The 19,718-nt window shown below is 38.9% G+C and carries 16 protein-coding genes; 8 read left to right on the top strand and 8 right to left on the bottom strand.

The window, feature by feature from the left end; genetic code table 11:
* Positions 1 to 130: 130 nt before the first annotated feature.
* From glyS to AW165_RS03365, 3 genes are all read right to left on the bottom strand, one after another.
* A complete protein-coding gene (glyS, locus tag AW165_RS03380) occupies positions 131 to 2,200 on the bottom strand; it encodes a glycine--tRNA ligase subunit beta (protein WP_060464949.1) in 2,070 nt (689 codons plus the stop codon).
* The gene (gene glyQ, locus AW165_RS03375; RefSeq protein ID WP_002044989.1) at positions 2,200 to 3,177 is read right to left on the bottom strand and encodes a glycine--tRNA ligase subunit alpha; all 978 of its coding nucleotides are present in this window, start codon (positions 3,175 to 3,177) and stop codon (positions 2,200 to 2,202) included. The genes glyS and glyQ overlap by 1 nt, the downstream gene beginning before the upstream one ends.
* Before the next feature lie 700 nt (positions 3,178 to 3,877).
* Complete coding sequence (locus tag AW165_RS03365; RefSeq protein ID WP_046811847.1) at positions 3,878 to 4,303, bottom strand: hypothetical protein; 426 nt, start codon at positions 4,301 to 4,303, stop codon at positions 3,878 to 3,880.
* A 29-nt stretch (positions 4,304 to 4,332) separates the two neighbouring features.
* On the opposite strand from AW165_RS03365, the gene AW165_RS03360 reads away from it, so the two are divergent.
* From AW165_RS03360 to AW165_RS03345, 4 genes are all read left to right on the top strand, one after another.
* Entirely contained in the window at positions 4,333 to 4,749 is a 417-nt protein-coding gene (locus tag AW165_RS03360) for a lysozyme inhibitor LprI family protein (protein WP_060464948.1), read from the top strand.
* Between the two features lie 109 nt (positions 4,750 to 4,858).
* Complete coding sequence (locus AW165_RS03355) at positions 4,859 to 6,121, top strand: putative DNA modification/repair radical SAM protein (RefSeq protein ID WP_033848824.1); 1,263 nt, start codon at positions 4,859 to 4,861, stop codon at positions 6,119 to 6,121.
* A 2-nt stretch (positions 6,122 to 6,123) separates the two neighbouring features.
* Positions 6,124 to 6,921, top strand: a complete 798-nt coding sequence (locus tag AW165_RS03350) for a TIGR03915 family putative DNA repair protein (RefSeq protein WP_060464947.1) — start codon at positions 6,124 to 6,126, stop codon at positions 6,919 to 6,921.
* 132 nt (positions 6,922 to 7,053) lie between these two features.
* Positions 7,054 to 8,154, top strand: coding sequence for an HPP family protein (locus AW165_RS03345; protein ID WP_060464946.1), 1,101 nt, complete (start codon positions 7,054 to 7,056; stop codon positions 8,152 to 8,154).
* A 63-nt stretch (positions 8,155 to 8,217) separates the two neighbouring features.
* Here the strand turns inward: AW165_RS03345 and AW165_RS03340 are convergent, their stop codons facing one another.
* A complete protein-coding gene (locus AW165_RS03340; RefSeq protein WP_002116779.1) occupies positions 8,218 to 8,472 on the bottom strand; it encodes a PspC domain-containing protein in 255 nt (84 codons plus the stop codon).
* Between the two features lie 248 nt (positions 8,473 to 8,720).
* Here AW165_RS03340 and AW165_RS03335 point away from each other — a divergent pair, with 248 nt between their 5' ends.
* Positions 8,721 to 9,368: a hypothetical protein gene (locus tag AW165_RS03335; protein ID WP_014207770.1), complete on the top strand. Its 648-nt coding sequence runs from the start codon at positions 8,721 to 8,723 to the stop codon at positions 9,366 to 9,368.
* Between the two features lie 68 nt (positions 9,369 to 9,436).
* Here the strand turns inward: AW165_RS03335 and AW165_RS03330 are convergent, their stop codons facing one another.
* Positions 9,437 to 11,260 carry an acyl-CoA dehydrogenase C-terminal domain-containing protein gene (locus tag AW165_RS03330; protein WP_060464945.1) on the bottom strand — a complete coding sequence of 608 codons (1,824 nt, stop codon included), beginning with the start codon at positions 11,258 to 11,260 and terminating at the stop codon, positions 9,437 to 9,439.
* A gap of 257 nt (positions 11,261 to 11,517) precedes the next feature.
* Between AW165_RS03330 and AW165_RS03325 the strand changes: the two genes are divergently transcribed.
* Entirely contained in the window at positions 11,518 to 13,860 is a 2,343-nt protein-coding gene (locus AW165_RS03325) for a hypothetical protein (RefSeq protein WP_060464944.1), read from the top strand.
* Between the two features lie 48 nt (positions 13,861 to 13,908).
* Here the strand turns inward: AW165_RS03325 and aroE are convergent, their stop codons facing one another.
* The 3 genes from aroE to ribA all read right to left on the bottom strand — a co-directional run bounded on the left by aroE (position 13,909) and on the right by ribA (position 16,558).
* Positions 13,909 to 14,697, bottom strand: coding sequence for a shikimate dehydrogenase (gene aroE, locus AW165_RS03320; RefSeq protein ID WP_060464943.1), 789 nt, complete (start codon positions 14,695 to 14,697; stop codon positions 13,909 to 13,911).
* 179 nt (positions 14,698 to 14,876) lie between these two features.
* Positions 14,877 to 15,827, bottom strand: a complete 951-nt coding sequence (gene hemF / locus AW165_RS03315) for an oxygen-dependent coproporphyrinogen oxidase (protein ID WP_017387002.1) — start codon at positions 15,825 to 15,827, stop codon at positions 14,877 to 14,879.
* A gap of 128 nt (positions 15,828 to 15,955) precedes the next feature.
* Entirely contained in the window at positions 15,956 to 16,558 is a 603-nt protein-coding gene (gene ribA / locus AW165_RS03310) for a GTP cyclohydrolase II (protein WP_002116908.1), read from the bottom strand.
* Between the two features lie 303 nt (positions 16,559 to 16,861).
* Between ribA and dxs the strand changes: the two genes are divergently transcribed.
* Together dxs and AW165_RS03300 are read left to right on the top strand one after the other, a co-directional pair.
* Entirely contained in the window at positions 16,862 to 18,766 is a 1,905-nt protein-coding gene (gene dxs, locus AW165_RS03305; protein ID WP_044100003.1) for a 1-deoxy-D-xylulose-5-phosphate synthase, read from the top strand.
* A 121-nt stretch (positions 18,767 to 18,887) separates the two neighbouring features.
* Positions 18,888 to 19,718, top strand: coding sequence for an inositol monophosphatase family protein (locus AW165_RS03300; RefSeq protein ID WP_002117045.1), 831 nt, complete (start codon positions 18,888 to 18,890; stop codon positions 19,716 to 19,718).

The raw sequence follows: 19,718 nt of genomic DNA, 5'->3' as shown, positions 1-19,718 counted from the left end.
ATAAGCATCTATACGATAAAAATTTTTAATTGAAGTGGTATTCATTATGATGACTGCGGATTTATTTTTAATATTAAAAAACCCCACTAATCTATAGAGGGGTTCTCATTAATTTACAACTAATAAAGGCTTAGCCCTGCAACACGCTCACATCAGCCACTGCAGTAAACAAGTTACGTAACTGAGCCAATAAACGTAAACGGTTTGCTTTTAGGTCAGCATCATCTGCCATTACCATTACGCCATCAAAGAATGCATCAATCGGCGCGCGAAGTGCTGCAAGCTTAGAAAGGGCAGCTGTGTAATCTTTTGCTGCAAGTAATGGTTCAACCACAGGTGTCACTGCTTGAAGTTCAGCAAATAATGCTTTTTCAGCGTCTTCAACCAAGTTTGCTTCAACTACAGAACCTTCAGGTGTTGCTTCTTTTGCAAGAATGTTCGCAACACGTTTATTTGCAGCAGCAAGTGCAGCAGCTTCAGGTAGTGTACGGAAGTGGTTAACAGCATTTACACGCTTGTCAAAATCAAGTGGAGATTTTGGTGCAAGAGCTTGAACGGCTTGAAGTACGTCAACAGCAACGCCTTGGTCTTCATACTTGGCACGGTAACGACCTTCCAAGAATGCAACCGCATCAGCACGAGTTTTGTCGTGGTCTTTAACGATGTCGCCATAACCTTGAAGTGCAAGATTTACCAGTTCTTCAATCGTTACATCTAATTCATTTTCAATGATTAAACGTAAGATACCAATTGCTGAACGGCGAAGAGCAAACGGGTCTTTAGAACCTGTAGGTGCTTGTCCAATACCAAAAATACCAACAAGTGTATCTAAACGGTCAGCAAGAGCAATCGTTGTACCTGTTTTAGTTTTAGGTAAAACATCACCCGCAAATTTTGGTAAATATTGCTCACCTAAAGCTTCTGAAACTTCAGTGTTTTCACCTTCAATACGTGCGTAGTAAGTACCCGCAATACCTTGAAGTTCTGGGAATTCACCAACAAGCTCGGAGGTTAAGTCGCATTTAGCAAGTAATGCAGCTTTTTCAGCATCTGCTGGGTTTGCACCAGTGATTGAAGATAATGCAACTGCAAGTTTTGCAATACGTGTTGATTTGTCCCAAAGCGTACCAAGCTGTGCTTGGAATACCATGTTTGCTAATTTTTCTTTACGAGATGCAAGCGGTTGCTTTTGATCTTGTAAGAAGAAGAATTCAGCATCAGACAAACGAGGACGAACAACTTTTTCGTTACCTTCAATAATTTGAGTCGGATCTTTAGACTCAATATTTGAAACAGTAATGAAGTAAGGCTGTAATTTACCTTCGCTATTGATCAAACAGAAATACTTCTGGTTGTCTTGCATTGTCGTAATAAGAGCTTCTTGAGGAACAGCTAAGTAGCGTTCTTCAAAAGTTGCACGTAAAGCCACAGGCCATTCAACCAGACTTGTTACTTCGTCAAGTAAATCAGCTGGAACAATCGCAGTTGCATTCACTTCATCAGCTAACTTTTTCACTTGTTCTTGAATAGTTGCTTGACGCTTTTCAAAGTTCGCAACAACATAAGCTTTTTCTAAAGCAGCTAAATAGTCATTTGCATGCACTAAAGTCACAGCTTCAGGTGCATGGAAACGGTGACCATAAGTCACATTGCCAGCTTTGTGATCTTGAATAGTGGCGTCAACAATTTGGTCATCTTTAAGTAAGAGAACCCATTTCACTGGACGTACAAATTCGGTACGGCTTGCAGCAGAACGCATACGCTTAGCAATTGGTAAATTGTCTAATGCGGTTTGTAAAATCTGTGGAAGTAAAGCATCAAGGCTTTGACCTTTCACATCTTTTAAATAACAAACTTTTTCAACTTTACCTGCTTGGAAAGTAGAAAGCTGATCAACTGTAATCCCTTGACCACGCATAAAGCCTTCGAGTGCTTTAGTTGGTTTGCCTTCTGCATCGTAAGCCGCTTGAACAGCAGGGCCGTCAAAACGTTTTTGTGTATCAGCTTGAGCAGCATCGATATCAACAATTTTAAGCGCTAAACGACGGGGGGCTGCATAAGCTTCAATTGATACGAAGTTTAAGCCCGCATCTTTTAAGCCTTTTACCGTTTCTGCCTGTAAGGCATCACGTAAAGTTTTTAAGCTTTTTGGTGGAAGCTCTTCACAGCCAAGTTCGAATAAAACAGTATGTTTGCTCATTAGTTTTTCTCCGCCTTTGCTGCTTCACTTTCAGCTTGTGCTTTTAGCTGTGCCAATACTTCATCACGCAAATGTGGTTCTGCCATTGGGAAGCCAAGCTCTGCACGTGCTTGTACATAACTTTGTGCAATAGCACGCGCTAAAGTACGTACACGTAAAATGTAACGTTGACGCTCAGTCACAGAAATTGCGCCACGTGCATCAAGTAAGTTAAAGGTATGAGACGCTTTAACCACTTGCTCATAAGCAGGAAGAGAAAGTTTTGCTTCAATTAAACGGTTTGCTTCTGATTCGTAAAAATCAAACAGTTCAAATAGTTTCTCAACTGGAGCGTATTCAAAGTTATAAGTCGATTGCTCAACTTCATTTTGATGGAATACGTCGCCGTAAGTCACAGTACCAAATTGGCCTTTGGTCCAAACAAGGTCATAAACCGAGTCAACACCTTGAAGGTACATTGCAAGACGTTCTAAACCGTAAGTGATTTCACCTGTTACTGGGTAACATTCAACACCACCAACTTGTTGGAAGTAAGTGAACTGAGTTACTTCCATACCGTTAAGCCAAACTTCCCAACCTAAGCCCCAAGCACCTAGCGTTGGAGATTCCCAGTTGTCTTCTACGAAGCGAATATCGTGAGTAAGAGTATCAATCCCGATTGCTTTTAAAGAATCAAGATATAGCTGTTGGATGTTGTCTGGGTTTGGCTTAAGTACCACTTGGAACTGGTAGTAGTGTTGCAAACGGTTCGGGTTTTCACCATAGCGGCCATCTTTTGGACGGCGTGAAGGTTGAACGTATGCAGCATTCCAAGTTTCAGGCCCTAAAGCACGTAAGAATGTTGCGGTGTGGAATGTTCCAGCGCCCATTTCCATGTCGTAAGGTTGTAGTACGACGCAGCCTTGTTCGGCCCAATAGTTTTGTAGGGCAAGAATTAAGCCCTGAAATGTATCAATGTGCGAGATGGCGCGACTCATGTAGCATCCACGAATTTATGAGAAAAATTGCCACTAAGTATAAGGATTTTGTGGGGGAGTGGCAAAGGCTAGTTTGGGAATTTCAGATTTGATGGTTTAGCTGCTTTTTTTAAAGTTTTGAGTAGTAAAATCCAATAAGTGATAGCGAAAGTTAGAGAAAATAAACTGACCATACATATGATTTCTATTGGAAGGATTTGCCATGGGTCCATAAATAAAATTGCTAAAATATTTGGAATTAAAAAAGTAAGAAAAATTGCGCTAACAAGAATAGAAACGAAATTAAGGAAATTGAATTTCAATAAAAATAGTTGTAAAAAATAAGCAGGTATAAAAACCAATATGTAATAAATGGCTGCAATAAAGAGTAGTCCGACAGGAGTGTTTAGTAAGATCTCAAAAGAAAAATCTTTATGGATGATTAAAGAGCTTAAAAATATGAATAAAGTAACTATGTATAAATAGATGGGTGTCATGATTAGACAATGCCAAATTTGATCTTTATCTGGATCTAAATTTTGAGTGAAGATTTTAAAACTATTAAAGATAGATATTTTCATTTAAATCAATGTAACTTTGAATCTTGTAATTATGTATATAGTATAAGCAAGGGTAATACATTTGAAAAATATAATCTAATAAAAATGATTAATTACTATCACTATCCTTACAAAAAATGCCAGATAAAAGTACTACGGGATTAGCCTATTTGTTTTCGCCTCAGCCATTCCAAGCCTAGCCAGTAGCAAAAGCTGGTAAATAAAATCATAAGATAAAAACTATAGATCTTATAAATATGCCACCAAGGAGAAGGGAATGAACCGACAAAAATTAAGCGTGTAATAGGGCTAATCAAAATCCAGATGACAGTTGCGCAGATAAAAATACTCATCAGATTTAAACGATTTTTACGCGCGAGAAAATATGAAGTGATATATGCGAAAGGAATAACCAGAAGGCCATAAAAAAGTAAATAAAATAAGAAATGGGCCAGAAAAATAACTGCAACCGAATAAAGACTAAATTCCGCATTGAAGATGATTATTCCTAAGGCAGATATACTCAACAAAGGGATGGGAGCTAGCGCAAGTGCGCGAATGATCATTTTTTTGTTATATTGAAGCATATTAAAAATTATAGAATCGAGAATAAATTATGCTGAAATTTTGCTGCAAACTCATTGTTTTATCCAGCCTTTTTTGTAGTCACTGGTTGTATGCGCAGATCGATGCTGACGAGCAAGACGAGTACAACCAATGTGTAGAGCAGACCATTAAAGAAATGCAGCTTGAGAGTATTAACAATATGGTTGTGCATAGCTGTTCTGAACAAGCTAAAAAGACTTATGAAGAAAAAATAGTTGCTTTGATTGATCAAATTCGTACACAAAGCGAAGAATATAAACAGCCAGAGCGTTATCAAGATATTCTAAAATCTCAACGACTTTGGAAAGCTTATGTAGATCAGGAGTGTAGTAATGCAGGCTCATACATTGGCTCACCGATGTATTCATATTGCCCAATGCAAGAGTATGCCGAGCGTGTAAAGCAACTAGAAGAATATGTTAATTAAGACGGATTATTTTAAACGTCACCTCATGACGCCGAGCGTACTTCACTGGATTAAATTTAAGAATGCAAAATGATATTTTTTAAACGATGCCATAAATGAGTCGTTTGATATGTCTGATCGCATTCGGGAAAAACTACAGATTCTTGCTGATGCTGCTAAATATGATGTGTCTTGTTCATCAAGTGGCAGTGACCGTAAAAATAAAGATAAAGGTTTGGGAGATGCCAGTCATTCAGGAATTTGCCATAGCTATACTGAAGATGGCCGCTGTGTATCTCTCTTAAAAATTCTATTTAGTAATGTTTGTATTTTTGACTGTGCCTATTGTGTTTCACGCCGTTCTAACGACGTCCAGCGTGCAGCATTTACGGTGCAAGAGGTTGTAGATTTAACCATTAATTTTTATCGCCGTAATTATATCGAAGGCTTATTTTTAAGCTCAGGCATTTTTAAATCGGCAGATCACACGATGGAGCGTATGCTTCAAGTTGTAAAGAAGTTACGCCTTGAAGAAAACTTTAATGGTTATATTCATCTAAAAACTATTCCAGGAGCATCGCCTGAACTGATTCATGAAGCAGGTTTATATGCTGATCGGATGAGTATTAATTTAGAGATGCCGACCGAGGTTGGGCTAAAAACTTTTGCACCAGAAAAATCACATCAGGAAGTGCAAAAAGATTTAGGTTTGGTCCGTGACAGGCTCATTCAGCTTAAAGATGAGCGACAAATCATTAAGCATGTGCCGAAATATGTGCCAGCAGGGCAGACCACACAAATGGTAGTGGGGGCCCATCAAGAGTCAGACCAAGATGTCTTGTTTATGGCAGACAAACACTACAAAGAATTTAAACTCAAGCGCGTCTATTTTTCGGGTTATATCCCAATTAATACCGAAAATAATTACTTGCCCGCCGTTGGTTCTGCACCACCGTTGCTTCGTGAAAATCGACTCTATCAAAGCGATTGGCTAATGCGTTTTTATGGTTTTCAGGTCAATGAAATCGTCAATGAAAAACACCCAAACTTAGACCTTGATGTAGACCCGAAATTAAGCTGGGCTTTAAGGCATCCTGAACAGTTTCCAGTAGATTTAAATCGTGCCGATTACCAAATGATTTTGCGTGTACCGGGCATTGGCGTGAAATCGGCTAAGAAAATTGTGCAGGCTCGCCGTTTTGGAAAAATTCATATCGATTTACTTAAAAAACTAGGCGTGGCTTACCAACGTGCAAAATTCTTTATTCGCTGTGAAGACAGTCCTAAATTCCAAAAAGAATTATCCTCAAGTTTTATTCGGCAGCAGATTTTAACGCAGGGATCTTCGAAATATGTGCAGCAACTCTCGCCACAATTAAGCCTTGGGTTTTAGTCATGTTTAATGATGAAGTAGCTTACTATTTTGATGGTTCGATGGTTGGGTTGCTGAGCTGTGTGTTTCGTGCTTTTCAATTTAAAGAATTACAGGTCAGGCTCCATCTGAATGATGCAGCTCAACATGGCTTATTTGCCGATAAAATTGAGGTTGCAAATAACGAGCAGCATGCTGAGCGTGTGTGGTCTGCGCTACAAAAAAAGCTTTCATCTTCTTCGTTAAAACAATTTTATTTTGCATCTTTATCTGAATCTTTAGATGCCTATCAGCATTTATTTAATTATTGTATCTATGTGTTTACTAACCATGTTTCTATAGAAAAAGATTATTCAAATCCAAGTGTTTTAGCGATTGCACAGTGGTCGAAAAAGGTCGGGCGAGAGAAGCATCGGATGGAAGCTTTTATTCGGTTTAAGAAAACCAAGGATGAACTTTTTTTAAGTTTAGTGCGTCCTGATTTTAATGTTTTACCGCTTATTCAGCCACATTTTAAACGGCGCTATCAAGATCAGCGTTGGCTTATTTATGACGAGCAACGCAAGTTCGGGCTTTATTATGATTTATGTGAAATACATGAAGTTTTACTCGAAGCCTCTGAGGTTGACCGCAATTTAAAAAATGGGATGAGTCAAAGCTTTCAGCTTGAGCTTGATGAGCAGGAAGTTTTATATGATCAGCTTTGGAAGGATTATTTTAACAGTGTAAATATTACTGAACGCCAGAATATAAAACTTCATGTGCAATATTTGCCGAAGCGGTATTGGCGTTATTTAAATGAAAAATTGATGGAATATTAAAGTTTTAAAATCATAAAGAATAATTCAGCCAGTTTTCTTATTGTTGAAAGGTATAATTTAAATGCACTTTATGTGGCTTTGGGCGTATACTTTTGCCCGTTATAAATGACGGCATATCCCCTAAGGTGTACTGTGAGTGTTATACAGCGAGAATGGTTACAGATTTTAAAGCCAAATTTTAAGGTTTTACCCTTAAAAGAACGGTTACTTTGCGGTATTGGAGCGTTGTGTGGTTTAGCAATTTCCTCCTTAATTAGCTGGTATGTTCTCGGGGGAATTAATGCATGGTACATCGCCCCAATGGGTGCCTCATCTGTTCTTCTTTTTGCTGTGCCGACCAGTCCTTTGGCCCAACCATGGAATGTAATTGTTGGTAATACCTTAGCCGGCATAATTGGCGTTGCCTGTGCACAGTGGATTCCTGATTTAACTACAGCTTTTAGTGTGGCTGTGGGTTTTGCTATATTTTTAATGATGACTACCGACTCTTTGCACCCACCGAGTGGTGCAGTCGCAATTACGGCTGTGTTGGGCGGTGCTGCAATTCATAAATTAGGCTTTTATTTTATTTTTTATCCAGTTTTACTCAATTCGTTCCTTTTACTTGGGTTTGCTGTTTTCTTTAATCGATTGATTGGGCGACATTATCCGGTTACCGCGCATTTAAATGAACGTAGTAAAGACCCAACGCCAACTCAAAAAGTATCAATTCAGCCGAAAGATATTGAGTATGCATTAGGGCATCACACTGAACTTTTAGATATTAGCCAATACGACTTAGAAAAAATCATTTTAGAAGCTCAGGAACATGCCAATGAGCGTATGGTAAATCAATATATCTGTCAGGATATTATGAGCCGTGATGTGATTAAACTACATGAAGATGACGATATTCATCAGGCACTCGATAAGTTTAAACAAGTGAACTTAATGAGCCTCCCTGTAGTAAATGCAGAAAACCATTTGGTCGGAACTTTAGCGTTATATGAAGTCGTAGAGTGGTTTAAAGGTGCAGCCGATCCAAGAAATTCTTGGCAGCATTATGTAAAACAAATCATGAGCCGTAGAGTGGTTACCGTACTGCCAACTCAACCTATTCAAGATTTGGTGCCATACTTTGTTGAAAAGTCTTTTAATTACATTCCTGTTGTTGAAGATCGTAAGCTTATAGGAATGATTAGCCGTGCAGATATGATTGCTGCATTACAGCAACAGTTAAATCGAAAGCTATAATTTTTAGAATAAAAAAAGCTACGGTTGATTAGGGGATGCAACCGTAGCGACCAAAGTTATGAATTAACGTACTTGTTCTTCATTTACTGTTCGGACGGATTGTCGATAGCCTTCAATATGTTCTGGCTGTTTTTTCGGAATTACTAACCATAAAACCAGATAAACTAAAATTCCTGGAAAGGCAGCACTCATAATTGAGATCAAAACAAAAATGACACGTAGTAAAGTTACGTTCCAACCAAAACGTTCAGCAATACCACCCATTACACCGGCGATCATGCTGTGTCGGTTCGAGCGATATAAACCAGAACTGGCCATCTAATTCTCCTTAAAGATAAAAGTTACAAGAAGCTATTGCTCTTGCTTAATAAAAATATGGAGACGAAATAACGGGTTTAAAGCCCTTTAAAAAGTAAAATAGTTAAAATATGTAAAGGATTGAAAGGAACGAAACCAACATCTACTAAAATGCACCCTTTCAGGGCTTAAGAGTTTAAAGCGGCAATCAGCTAATACTTGATTTGAAGTGTAAATAGAGCTGTTGCTGTTATCTGTGAATAATGTATATGTCTTTGAAGTGGTCTCGTTTTTCAGTTAAGCATGTGGTTGTAGTGGCTGCGATGTGCATGACACTGAGTGCTTGCGATATAAACCATACCAATTCAAAAGATCACTCAACTACAAGTTCTAGTTCTAATCATGAAGAAAACTTAATAAAAAGTAGTACATCTATAAAAACATTGGATTATGTCGCTGGACGAACTTTCTTACCTGAAGATACCTCAGATCAAACCCAAAAATTAAACGCAGCGTCATTGCAATATGTAGGACGATATCATACTCGTATTTCATGCGAGGATGCTTTTGCTGATTGTGAATCAGGCGAAGCAGAGTACATTTTAAATTTATTACCAAATGGGTCGGCTTATTGGAATGTTGTTCATTTTGGTCGTGTGGGAAGTAAAGACGGGGCTAAAAGTGCCGCTGTAAATCAATTATGTCCTACTCTAAATTGGAAAGTGGATGAAAAAGAGCGTGAGTTAACGATTCAATGTCCATTATCTAAAGTTAATTTTTATTTTAATATTGATTCAAATAAAAGATTGGTCACAAATTTAGAAAAGTTACTTTATAGCGACTATGGAAAAAATCGTGAATTTTTAGAGCAAAATTATTTTGTTCCAAATCAGGCTTATGTTTTAACTAAAGAATAGATATCCGAAAAATATAAAAAAGAGCGCAATATAAATTGCGCTCTTTTTATTTCAAAACTTAAAAATCATTAGTAGTCGAAGCTAAAGTGTTCAACTGGTAATGATGTTAGTGTGCGAGATGTTGTCACCATCGATTCTGCATGACCTTGAGCGCGTGGCAATAAACGATCAAAGTAGAAATCAGCAACTTTGATTTTTGCTTTATAGAACTCAGCAGTTTCTTGGCCGTTACCTGCTTCTAATTTTTCAGAAGCAACCACAGCTTGTTGAGCCCAGAAATAAGCCATCATCACGTAGCCTGAGAACATCAAGAAATCTACAGAAGCAGAAGATACGATGTCGCGGTCTTTACGTGCAGCAAGCATGATACGAACTGTTAAAGTGTTCCACTGAGCACAAAGCTTAGTTAAGTCCCAAGCAAAACGACGTAAATATTTATTACGGGCATGTGCAGCACAGAATTTTAAGATTTCAGCAGTGTATTCACGAACTACTTTACCTTTTGAACTTAACAACACTTTACGACCAATTAAGTCGAGTGCTTGAACACCAGTTGTTCCTTCATACAAAGTCGCAATACGTGCATCACGTGCGATTTGCTCCATACCCCATTCTTTAATGTAGCCATGGCCACCGTAAACTTGCATACCGTGGTTAGCAGCTTCTAAACCAAGTTCAGTTAAGAAACCTTTTAAAATTGGTGTATAGAAACCAAGTTTATCATCGTAGTCTTCAAAAGCAGCTTGATCACCACGTGCTAAAGCATCTGTCATTTTGTCAGCGATTTGAGCAGCGTAGTAAATCATAGAACGACCGCCTTCAGCGATTGCTTTTTGAGTTAACAACATACGGCGTACGTCTGCATGGTGAATGATTGCATCAGCAACTTTATCCGGATCTTTTTTACCAGAAAGCGCACGCATTGACATACGATCTTTGGCATATGGTAATGCGCCTTGGAAAGATAACTCAGCGTGTGCAATACCTTGAACAGCAGTACCAATACGTGCTGTATTCATGAAGGTAAACATTGCATGTAGGCCTTTGTTCACTTCACCGATTAAATAACCAGTTGCATTATCAAAGTTGAGTACCGCAGTTGCAGATGCACGGATCCCCATTTTGTGTTCGATTGAACCACAAACAACTGTATTACGTTCACCAACACCGCCATCAGCTGTAGGCATGAATTTTGGTACGATGAATAATGAGATACCGCGAGTACCAGCAGGTGCATCTGGAAGGCGTGCAAGTACGATGTGAATGATGTTTTCAGTTAAATCATGTTCACCAGCAGAAATGAAGATTTTTGTACCGGTGATTTTGTAACTACCGTCTGCTTGAGGTTCAGCTTTAGTTTTTACCTGCCCTAAGTCTGTACCACATTGAGGTTCGGTTAAGCACATTGTGCCGCTCCAAGTGCCTTCAACAAGCTTAGGCATATATGTTTGTTTTTGCTCATCAGTACCGAATTGCAAAATAGTGTTCATACAACCAGAACTTAAACCTGGGTACATGGTAAATGACCAGTTTGCAGTACCCATCATCTCTGATTTAATCAGGTTTAAAGACATTGGAAGGCCTTGACCACCAAATTCTTCTGGGTAAGAAAGACCTTGCCAACCGCCCATTACGAATTGGTCATAAGCTTCTTTAAAGCCTTTAGGAGTAGTTACTTCGCCGTTGTCAAAATGGCAACCTTCTTCATCACCAGATTGGTTAAGTGGCGACAATACGTTTTCACAATAATCTGCCGCACCTTCAAGAATCATATCAACAGTATCTGGATCAGCATTTTCACCATTTGATAAAGTTTTATAGTGAGCAGGGTAATCTAGTACTTCATTCATTAAGAAGCGGATATCGTGTAGCGGAGCTTTATATGCTGGCATGGCTTTAATCCTAATTTTGAATCATTGTGGGATTATCTGTATCGATGATTTGATTATTCACTCACATGATAAAAATACAATGTTAATCGAACCCGAAAGAAATGTCAGAAAAGCGAATTTTGTCGAAAATAAATACACCTGAAATTATAATTTCTGCTACATTCAGGACTTATACTTTTATGTGAAAAAACAACTAATTTTCTTATTTTTAGCAAGTTTTGTTAAAAAGATAAAGCGATAAGGTTTTAAAAAAGGTTATGCATCTAAAATATCTCAGTTTATGTTTATTTAGTTTGGGTTTGACCGCTTGTGCGCAGCATAACCTACGTCCATCGGTAGCATCTACTCAGTTAGATCAAAAAGTCATTCAGGGTATGAATGCAATATATGAATACCCAAGCTATGACTATCGTGGGCATTTTAAAGTTAGTGTTGATCCAAATCAGTCAAAAAAAATAAATAATGTAGAAAAAACAGTGCAGCTAGATGCTGCAGTGCAAAAAAAAGTAGATCAATATTTACGTGAACAAAAAATTAATTTGAATAAAAAACAGAAGCAGGCGCTGTATGCCGCAATTGCAAATGAGCAAGCGGACTCGGGCATTTCTGGTGAATCACGCTCAGAAAAAATAAACGCCGTATTAATTAATTTATTAAATGATCTTCAATTTAGTTACGATGGTTCGGTTCATTATCGTCAAAAAATGGGGTCTTTAAACCTTACAGCAAGGTATGAAAAACCGACACTTTTGGTACAGGCAAAATTGCCAATGGTACTTGATCTGAAGGATTATAAATTTTACGTTAATTATTTCGGATTAATGCCTTATCTGGTCAATAAAGATAATCAAAATAATTTAGCGTATGTCGATTTTTCAAAGTATAAAAATCTGTTTACGAATGTCGATATGAAGAAATTCGTTGAATATGCGAAAGCTTCTGGTGCTGTATCTTATCGTTTGGCTGAACCACAAAATTTACAGCGTTTATCAGTTAGTGATGCTGAGCGTAAAGCGGGGATTGTAGAAAAAATTCGTTTAAAAGATACTGTTGAAGCATTATTGCTACAATCGGAGCTCTATAGTCAGGTCAATGCTAAATATCTGCAAAAAAATGTTTTCGGTTTTGATGAAGAAAAGATTGCCGAAACTATAGCAACTGAATTAGCTGCTTCAGAAGCGAAGAGTAAAGAAGGTAATGCTGATGGGCAAAAAGTTTCTTCTGAAGATGCAGCCGCAGTTAGCCAACAACTTTACTCACTGATTAATGCTCATTTCGGTAATGCTCTAGATTCAGAATATGGTGATGAAGACCAATCAAGTGCAGTTCAAGCTGGTGCAGCCGAAGAGGATGCTTCTGATACGGCCCACGCCGAAGATGTTGCTGTAGCAGATGCTGAAGAAGTGACACAAGATGAAGAAGTGGCTTCACTTACAGAAGATCAGTGTGTCGAATTACAGTCTCAAAAAAGTTCCGTTGCCTTAGGTGATATTAATTACTGTCAAATTTACGGTATTGATGTGCTTGATCAGAGCGCTGGAAATACCGAAAAAACTCAGATTAAAGCTCGTCAAGCTGCGTTGAAACAAACTTTTGCTGCTTATGATCAAAGCCAATTTGTTGATGATGAGGCATTCAAAGCTCTATGGATCAAGCATAAAGCAGAAATTGAACAAGCTTTACCAAAACAAAGAAATCCGGTTGCGATTGATGTCGGACTGGATGAAAAGGGCCGTTTAGTCAACGCGGATTATGATATTGCGTATACACCAGCTGAATTTAACCATCGCTTTAATATTAAAGCAGACATGCAAATTCTCAATTATGGTAAAGCGACCCCAATTAATCAGCAGCAGCTTAAACAAGCTAAATCGGTTGCAGAGGCAAGTAAGGGTTCTTTATTTGAAAACTTTATAAAAGGGTTTAGTGAAAAACTTGGGCAGGGTGATGTCTCTGAGCATCCAGTTGGTGCACATAGCGATGTACAAGATTTAGACTCGACTCTGGCACTGTTGGCTAACCAAACTTATGATGCAACACATGCTTATGACAAAACATATAAGGCTGTGTTTATTGCAAAATTGACTGCTGAAAAACCGTCATATATTCATTATTATTCAGTTCAACAGTTGCAAGAAATTGCCGAGGTTTATGCTTATTGGTTCTCTGAAGAGGAAACTTATAACCCTCAAGGCAAAGCTTTAGAACGTATTGAGGCGTTACAGAAAAAACATCATCTTGAGCAAGAAGATCAGTTTGATAATGACTTAGGCCGAGCTGTGGACCATATTGTGATCACAACAATACAAGGTGAAGCTGGGCGTGAAGCATGGCAAAAACTACAGAAACAATATAAGCAACCTGAACAGCTTTTCTCAAAACAGTATCAATTAGAGTTTGAAAAACAAAATGGTAGTTCTGATGAAGAAAAACATTTGTTGTCAGAAACAGCTGATATTTTAGGTAAAGTTTATGTCGCTGCTCGCAAACAGCAACTTACGGAAAAAACAATTCAGAATTTAAAACCTGAACATAATGAATTTATTGATTATGAGATTTTCCGAGATGTTTATAAGCAGATGGTTACAGCTAAAAAATAATAGATGAGATAAAAAAAGAACCTACTTCGTGTAGGTTCTTTTTTTGACTTATAGAAAATCTTTTAATTCTGGCTTTACGCCATTCCAGATATAGAAGGCTTCAATGGCTTGGCCAACGAGCATGCCAAAACCTTCTGCATAAGGCACATTGCGTTGTTTTGCTTGATCAAGGAAGCTAGATGGCTTGCCATAGGCCATCTCATAGGCATATTTGAACTCTAAATTTTCTGGTAGTTGTAATGTATCACCAGACAGGCTTGCAGAAGTTGCATTAATTACAATATCAAATTTCCCTTCTAGTTCATTTAGAGAAACTGCTTGCAATTGAGCTTGAGGAACTGCTGCTTTTAGGTCATCTACAAGTTGTTCAGCACGAGCAAGAGTCCGGTTTGCAATCACAATCTTTTTAGCACCAGCCTGCACAAGCGGGTAAATAACACCGCGAGTTGCACCACCGGCCCCTAAAATTAAAATAGCTGTATTTTCTAAGTTCCAATCTAAAGCTTGAATTGCGGCAACTAAGCCTTGGCCATCTGTATTGTCACCATGCAATTTGCCATCTTGCATCCAAAGTGTATTTACAGCTTTGGCAATTTGAGCACGTTCAGTCAGCACATCACACAAAGCAAATGCCTGTTCTTTAAACGGCACGGTAACGTTCATGCCACTCCCGCCACTTTCAAAGAAACTACGCATACTCGGCTCAAAACCATCAAGAGGGGCAAGACGTTTTTGGTAGTCTAGGTCAATACCTGTTTTTTGAGCGAAAGCATGATGCAATTCAGGAGAGCGTGATTGTTCGATGGGGTTGCCAATTACTGCAAACTGTTTGGTCATTCTTATATCCAAAATTTTAAAATGGCATGAGGCAGATAAAGTCTGTACTGAATTTTCAGCAGGCCTCACTATAAGCCAAATTTTAATAAGAAAAAATATTTGAATGAGATTCAGAAAATTGGAAATAAAAAAGGAGATTCTTTAGGGTGGAAGCCAAAGAATCTCCGAAAAGCAAAAAATTAAGCGACTTTTTCTTTTAGGTTTAACCAGTCACGAGGTTTTAAGTAATAGTCGGTTAAACGTTTTTCTGGTGAGTCTTCATCCCATTCTGGACGATATGACCAAGCTGCAAGATTAGGCAGGCTGACTAAAATAGACTCAATACGTCCACCTGTTTGTAAGCCAAACAATGTTCCGCGGTCATAGACTAAATTATATTCGACATAGCGACCACGACGGTAAAGCTGGAACTCTCGTTGAGCTTCGGTATAAGGCTGTTCACGATGTTTTTCAAAAATTGGCAGGATGGCATTTAAATAACCATTACCTACAGCTTGAATATATTTAAAGCAGGTTTCGAAATCCCAGCAATTTAAATCATCAAAGAATAAACCACCGACACCACGCTGTTCATCTCGATGTTTTAGATAGAAATAGTCATCACACCATTTTTTATGTTCAGCATAGACATTGTCACCAAAAGGCTGGCATAGGTCATGTGCGGCTTGATGCCAATCGATAACATCCTGTTCATCTGGATAGAACGGTGTTAAGTCAAAACCGCCACCAAACCACCAAATTGGATCTTGTCCTTCAGGCTCTGCAACAAATAAACGTACATTGGCATGGGAGGTTGGAATATTCGGGTTTTTAGGGTGAATCACTAATGACACACCAAGCGCTTGTGCTTTAGCACCAGCAATTTGAGGATGTCTTTCTGTAGCAGAAGCGGGCAGTTTACTAATGTTGATGTGAGAAAACATCACACCACCTTTTTCAATCACAGTGCCATTTTGTAAAACTCGTGAACGACCACCACCACCTTCTGGACGCTCCCAATCATCAATAATAAATTCACTCGTACCACCGCCAGCTTTTTCTTGTTGTTCTAAACCAGCACAAATACGAGCTTGTAAATCGAGGAGAAATTCGCGGACACGTTGAATATCTGTTGAAGTCGGATGTTGCATAGTGACCCTCAAAGATGATTGAGATAGGAGATAGATACATCAAAACACAAAACCATAAAAAAAGTAAGGGATTTTTAAGAAATGTCTTAAAAATCCCTTCCAATTATTTTTAAATTTATAATTTTGTTTTAGAAATCATCTTTTTGATAAAGGTGATCCATGCGTTCACGTTTAGTTTTTAAATATTGTTCATTAAAAGGATTACGTCCAACCGTTAACGGAACACGACCAACCACATTAATACCTTGATCCTTGAGTGCCTGAATTTTCAAAGGATTGTTAGTAATTAACTTAACTTCTTTTACTTTTAAATGATCAAGCATAATGCTACACATGTCATAACGGCGTGCATCAGCAGGTAAATTTAAAAGTAAATTTGCATCTACAGTGTCGTGACCTTGATCTTGTAAGGCATACGCACGAATTTTATTTGTAAGTCCAATACCACGGCCTTCTTGGCGTAAATATAAAATAACGCCTTGACCTGCTTCGTTAATGAGCTTTTGAGTTGCCTGTAATTGAGGGCCGCAGTCACATTTTAATGACGCAAAAGCATCACCTGTTAAGCATTCTGAATGAACACGTACTAAAACAGGGCCTGTGGGTGGATTTTCTAACCCTTTAGAAAGTGCCACATGTTCTTCACCTGATACTGGATCTTGAAACACAGAAATATTGAATTCACCAAAAGCGGTCGGGAGTTTTGATGTTGCAATGAACTCTATAGGCACAGATTAACTCATCTTTTAACCGAAAACGGTTTAAAGTATAGCGTAATGCTGGGAGATTGGTCGAATTGTCATAATCATTTTGAGCACTAAGGTTTTCTTTTTTGTATAAAGAAGACGATAATAGTTGATAAATAGTCAGATTATTCAGGATAATCTGCCAACCATACCCATACTGTATGAGAGACTGCTTTGCATGACCTCGTTCGCAAATGTGGCTGATTGAAGGTGACTTCATTCGATTGTATGATCGACCCATTTTGACCCAGCTTAGGATTTGCCAGGCTTATAAAGGCTTTGCCACATATGTTGTATACCGAAATTCCAACTCAACGCCCTGTTACGCCATTGTTAGATGCAATTGATCATCCTCAACAATTACGTCAGCTCGAGCATAGCCAATTGGTTCAAGTGGCTGATGAGTTGCGTCAATATATTTTATATGCAGCAGGCCAGAGTGGTGGCCATTTCGGTGCTAACCTCGGCGTGGTTGAGCTGACGGTTGCGCTGCATTATTGCTTTAATACTCCAAATGACCGTTTAGTTTGGGATGTAGGACATCAGGCGTATCCACACAAAGTCTTGACTGGTCGCCGTGAGCAAATGACAACAATCCGTGCTAAAAACGGTTTGGCAGCATTTCCAGCTAGAGAAGAATCAGTTTTTGATACTTTTGGTGTAGGGCATTCATCAACTGCAATTTCGGCAGGTTTGGGAATGTCTTTAGCACGTCGCTATCAAAATGACCCATGTGAAGTCGTTTGTATTGTGGGTGATGGCGCAATGACAGCAGGTATGGCATTTGAAGCCATGAACGATGCTGTGGCACACGATGCCGATTTAATTGTTGTACTTAATGATAATGACATGTCGATTTCTTGCAGTACAGGTGGTTTTGCTAAGCATTTAGCTGCAATTTGGGAAAAAGGCCATTTAGTTAACGTCGATGAACATGGTGAGGCGTATGTACAGCCACATCCGAAATGGACGTACAACTCTCGTTTACATCAATCAGCAACAGATGCGGCCGATAATTTATTTAAAGCGATTGGTTTCGATTACTTCGGCCCTTTCGATGGGCATGATGTAAATCAACTTGTTCAAGTATTTAACGCATTAAAAAAACGTAAAGGTCCACGCTTAGTCCACGTCTATACTAAAAAAGGTAAAGGCTTTACTCCGGCAGAAGCAGACCCTATTACCTATCATGCAATTGGCAAAATTAATGCAACTTCTGCAGGTAAAACACCACCAAAATATTCTGATGTATTTGGTCAATGGTTGTGTGACGAAGCTGCACAAGATGAACGTTTATTAGCGATTACCCCAGCCATGTGTGAAGGTTCGGGCATGGTTAAGTTTGCTAAAGAATTTCCAAAACGTTTCTTCGATGTTGCAATTGCCGAACAGCATGCAGTAACACTTGCAGCGGGAATGGCGTGTGAAGGGTTAAAACCTGTTGTTGCGATCTATTCAACATTCTTACAGCGTGGTTACGACCAGCTTATTCATGATGTTGCATTACAAAATCTTGATGTAACTTTCGGGATTGATCGTGCTGGTTTGGTGGGTGAAGATGGACCAACTCACGCAGGTGCATATGACTATGCATATATGCGTACAGTACCAAACATAGTCATCATGGCGCCAAAAGATGAAAATGAATGTCGTCAAATGCTACATACCGCTTATGCTTATAATGGACCAGCAGCAGTACGTTATCCTCGTGGTGCTGGGGTAGGCGTTGAAATTCAGCAAGAGCTAACTGCTATTGAGTTAGGTAAGGCAGAAGTAGTTGCTGAAATTAAATCTGCTTGTGATGAGCAGATTACGATTTTAGCGTTTGGTAGTCGCGTTATGGTTGCCATAGAAGCTGCTGAGCAGTTTGCACAAAAACATGATGTTGGCGTGCGTGTTGTAAATATGCGTTTTGTGAAACCACTGGATGAAAAAATTATTCGTGATTTGGCTGAACATACACAATTATTTGTAACTGTTGAAGAACACGCAATTATGGGTGGTGCAGGCAGTGCAGTAAATGAGTTCATGGCACAAGAACAAATTGTTAAACCTATCATTAATTTAGGTCTGCCAGATTTGTTTTTGCAGCAAGCGTCACATGGTCAAATGCTACAAGATTGTGGGCTAGATGCTAAAGGTATTTTGAGCTCAATTGAACGAGCTTGGCTTAAGCTAAATCAGGTGGTTTAAGCCTTTAATAAAATTTTTGAAACATTTTTTCCCATAAAGCGCATTCATTTGCTAAAATGTATGCGCTTTTATGCATTATTCTTTGTCAAAATCTTCAAATTTGTATTGTAGTGGGTGTTCAATGGAACCTATGGTGGTTATGGCTGCGCGTGCGGCTCAAACAGTTGGTCAAGAGCTTTTAAAAGCGCATCAAAATCGTCATAAACTCGATTTGCAAGTTGAAGAGAAAGGCATTGATGGCCCAGTAACACGTGTAGATCGTTATTTGGAACAATTGACGATTGATACATTACGTAAAAGTTATAAAAACCATAGCTTCTTAGGTGAAGAGTTCGGTTTGCAAGAAGGCAAAGGTCACGATGCAGACTGGTGCTGGGTAATCGACCCGCTTGATGGCACGCAAAACTTTATTAATGGTTTCCCTCATTTCTGTATTTCTATTGCAGTTCAGCATAAAGGCGTTACTCAACACGGCGTAATCTACGACCCAGTACGTGACGAATTATTCTCTGCAAGTCGCGGTCGCGGTGCGGTGATGAACCAACGCCGTATCCGTGTAAATGTAAAAGATACTTTAGAAAATACATTCTTGGCAGTAGGCCATCCTTACCGTGCTAAACGTGCTGGTGAGATTGTATCTTACGCAGAACAACACTTTGCTTCGTTATTAGCTGTTACTCAAGCTGGCGCACAAATTCGTCGTGGTGGTTCAGCTGCTCTAGATTTAGCATATGTTGCTGCTGGTCGTTTTGATGGTTTCTTTGAACTTGGTTTAAAACCATGGGATATCGCTGCTGGTGAGCTTATTATTAAAGAAGCGGGCGGTGTAGTGGTTGACGCACGTGGTGGTAATGAGTCTCTTGAAAACGGTCAAGTGCTTGCAAGTTCACTCAAAATGCTAAAACCTTTAATGCAAACTGTAGTTCCAGCTTGGGGTCAAGCTGCAAAATAA

The organism is Acinetobacter sp. LMB-5 (assembly GCF_001541635.1).
Lineage (GTDB): Bacteria > Pseudomonadota > Gammaproteobacteria > Pseudomonadales > Moraxellaceae > Acinetobacter > Acinetobacter pittii.
Note: the sequence above shows the minus strand (reverse complement) of the source record. Positions and strands in the feature narration are given on the sequence as shown.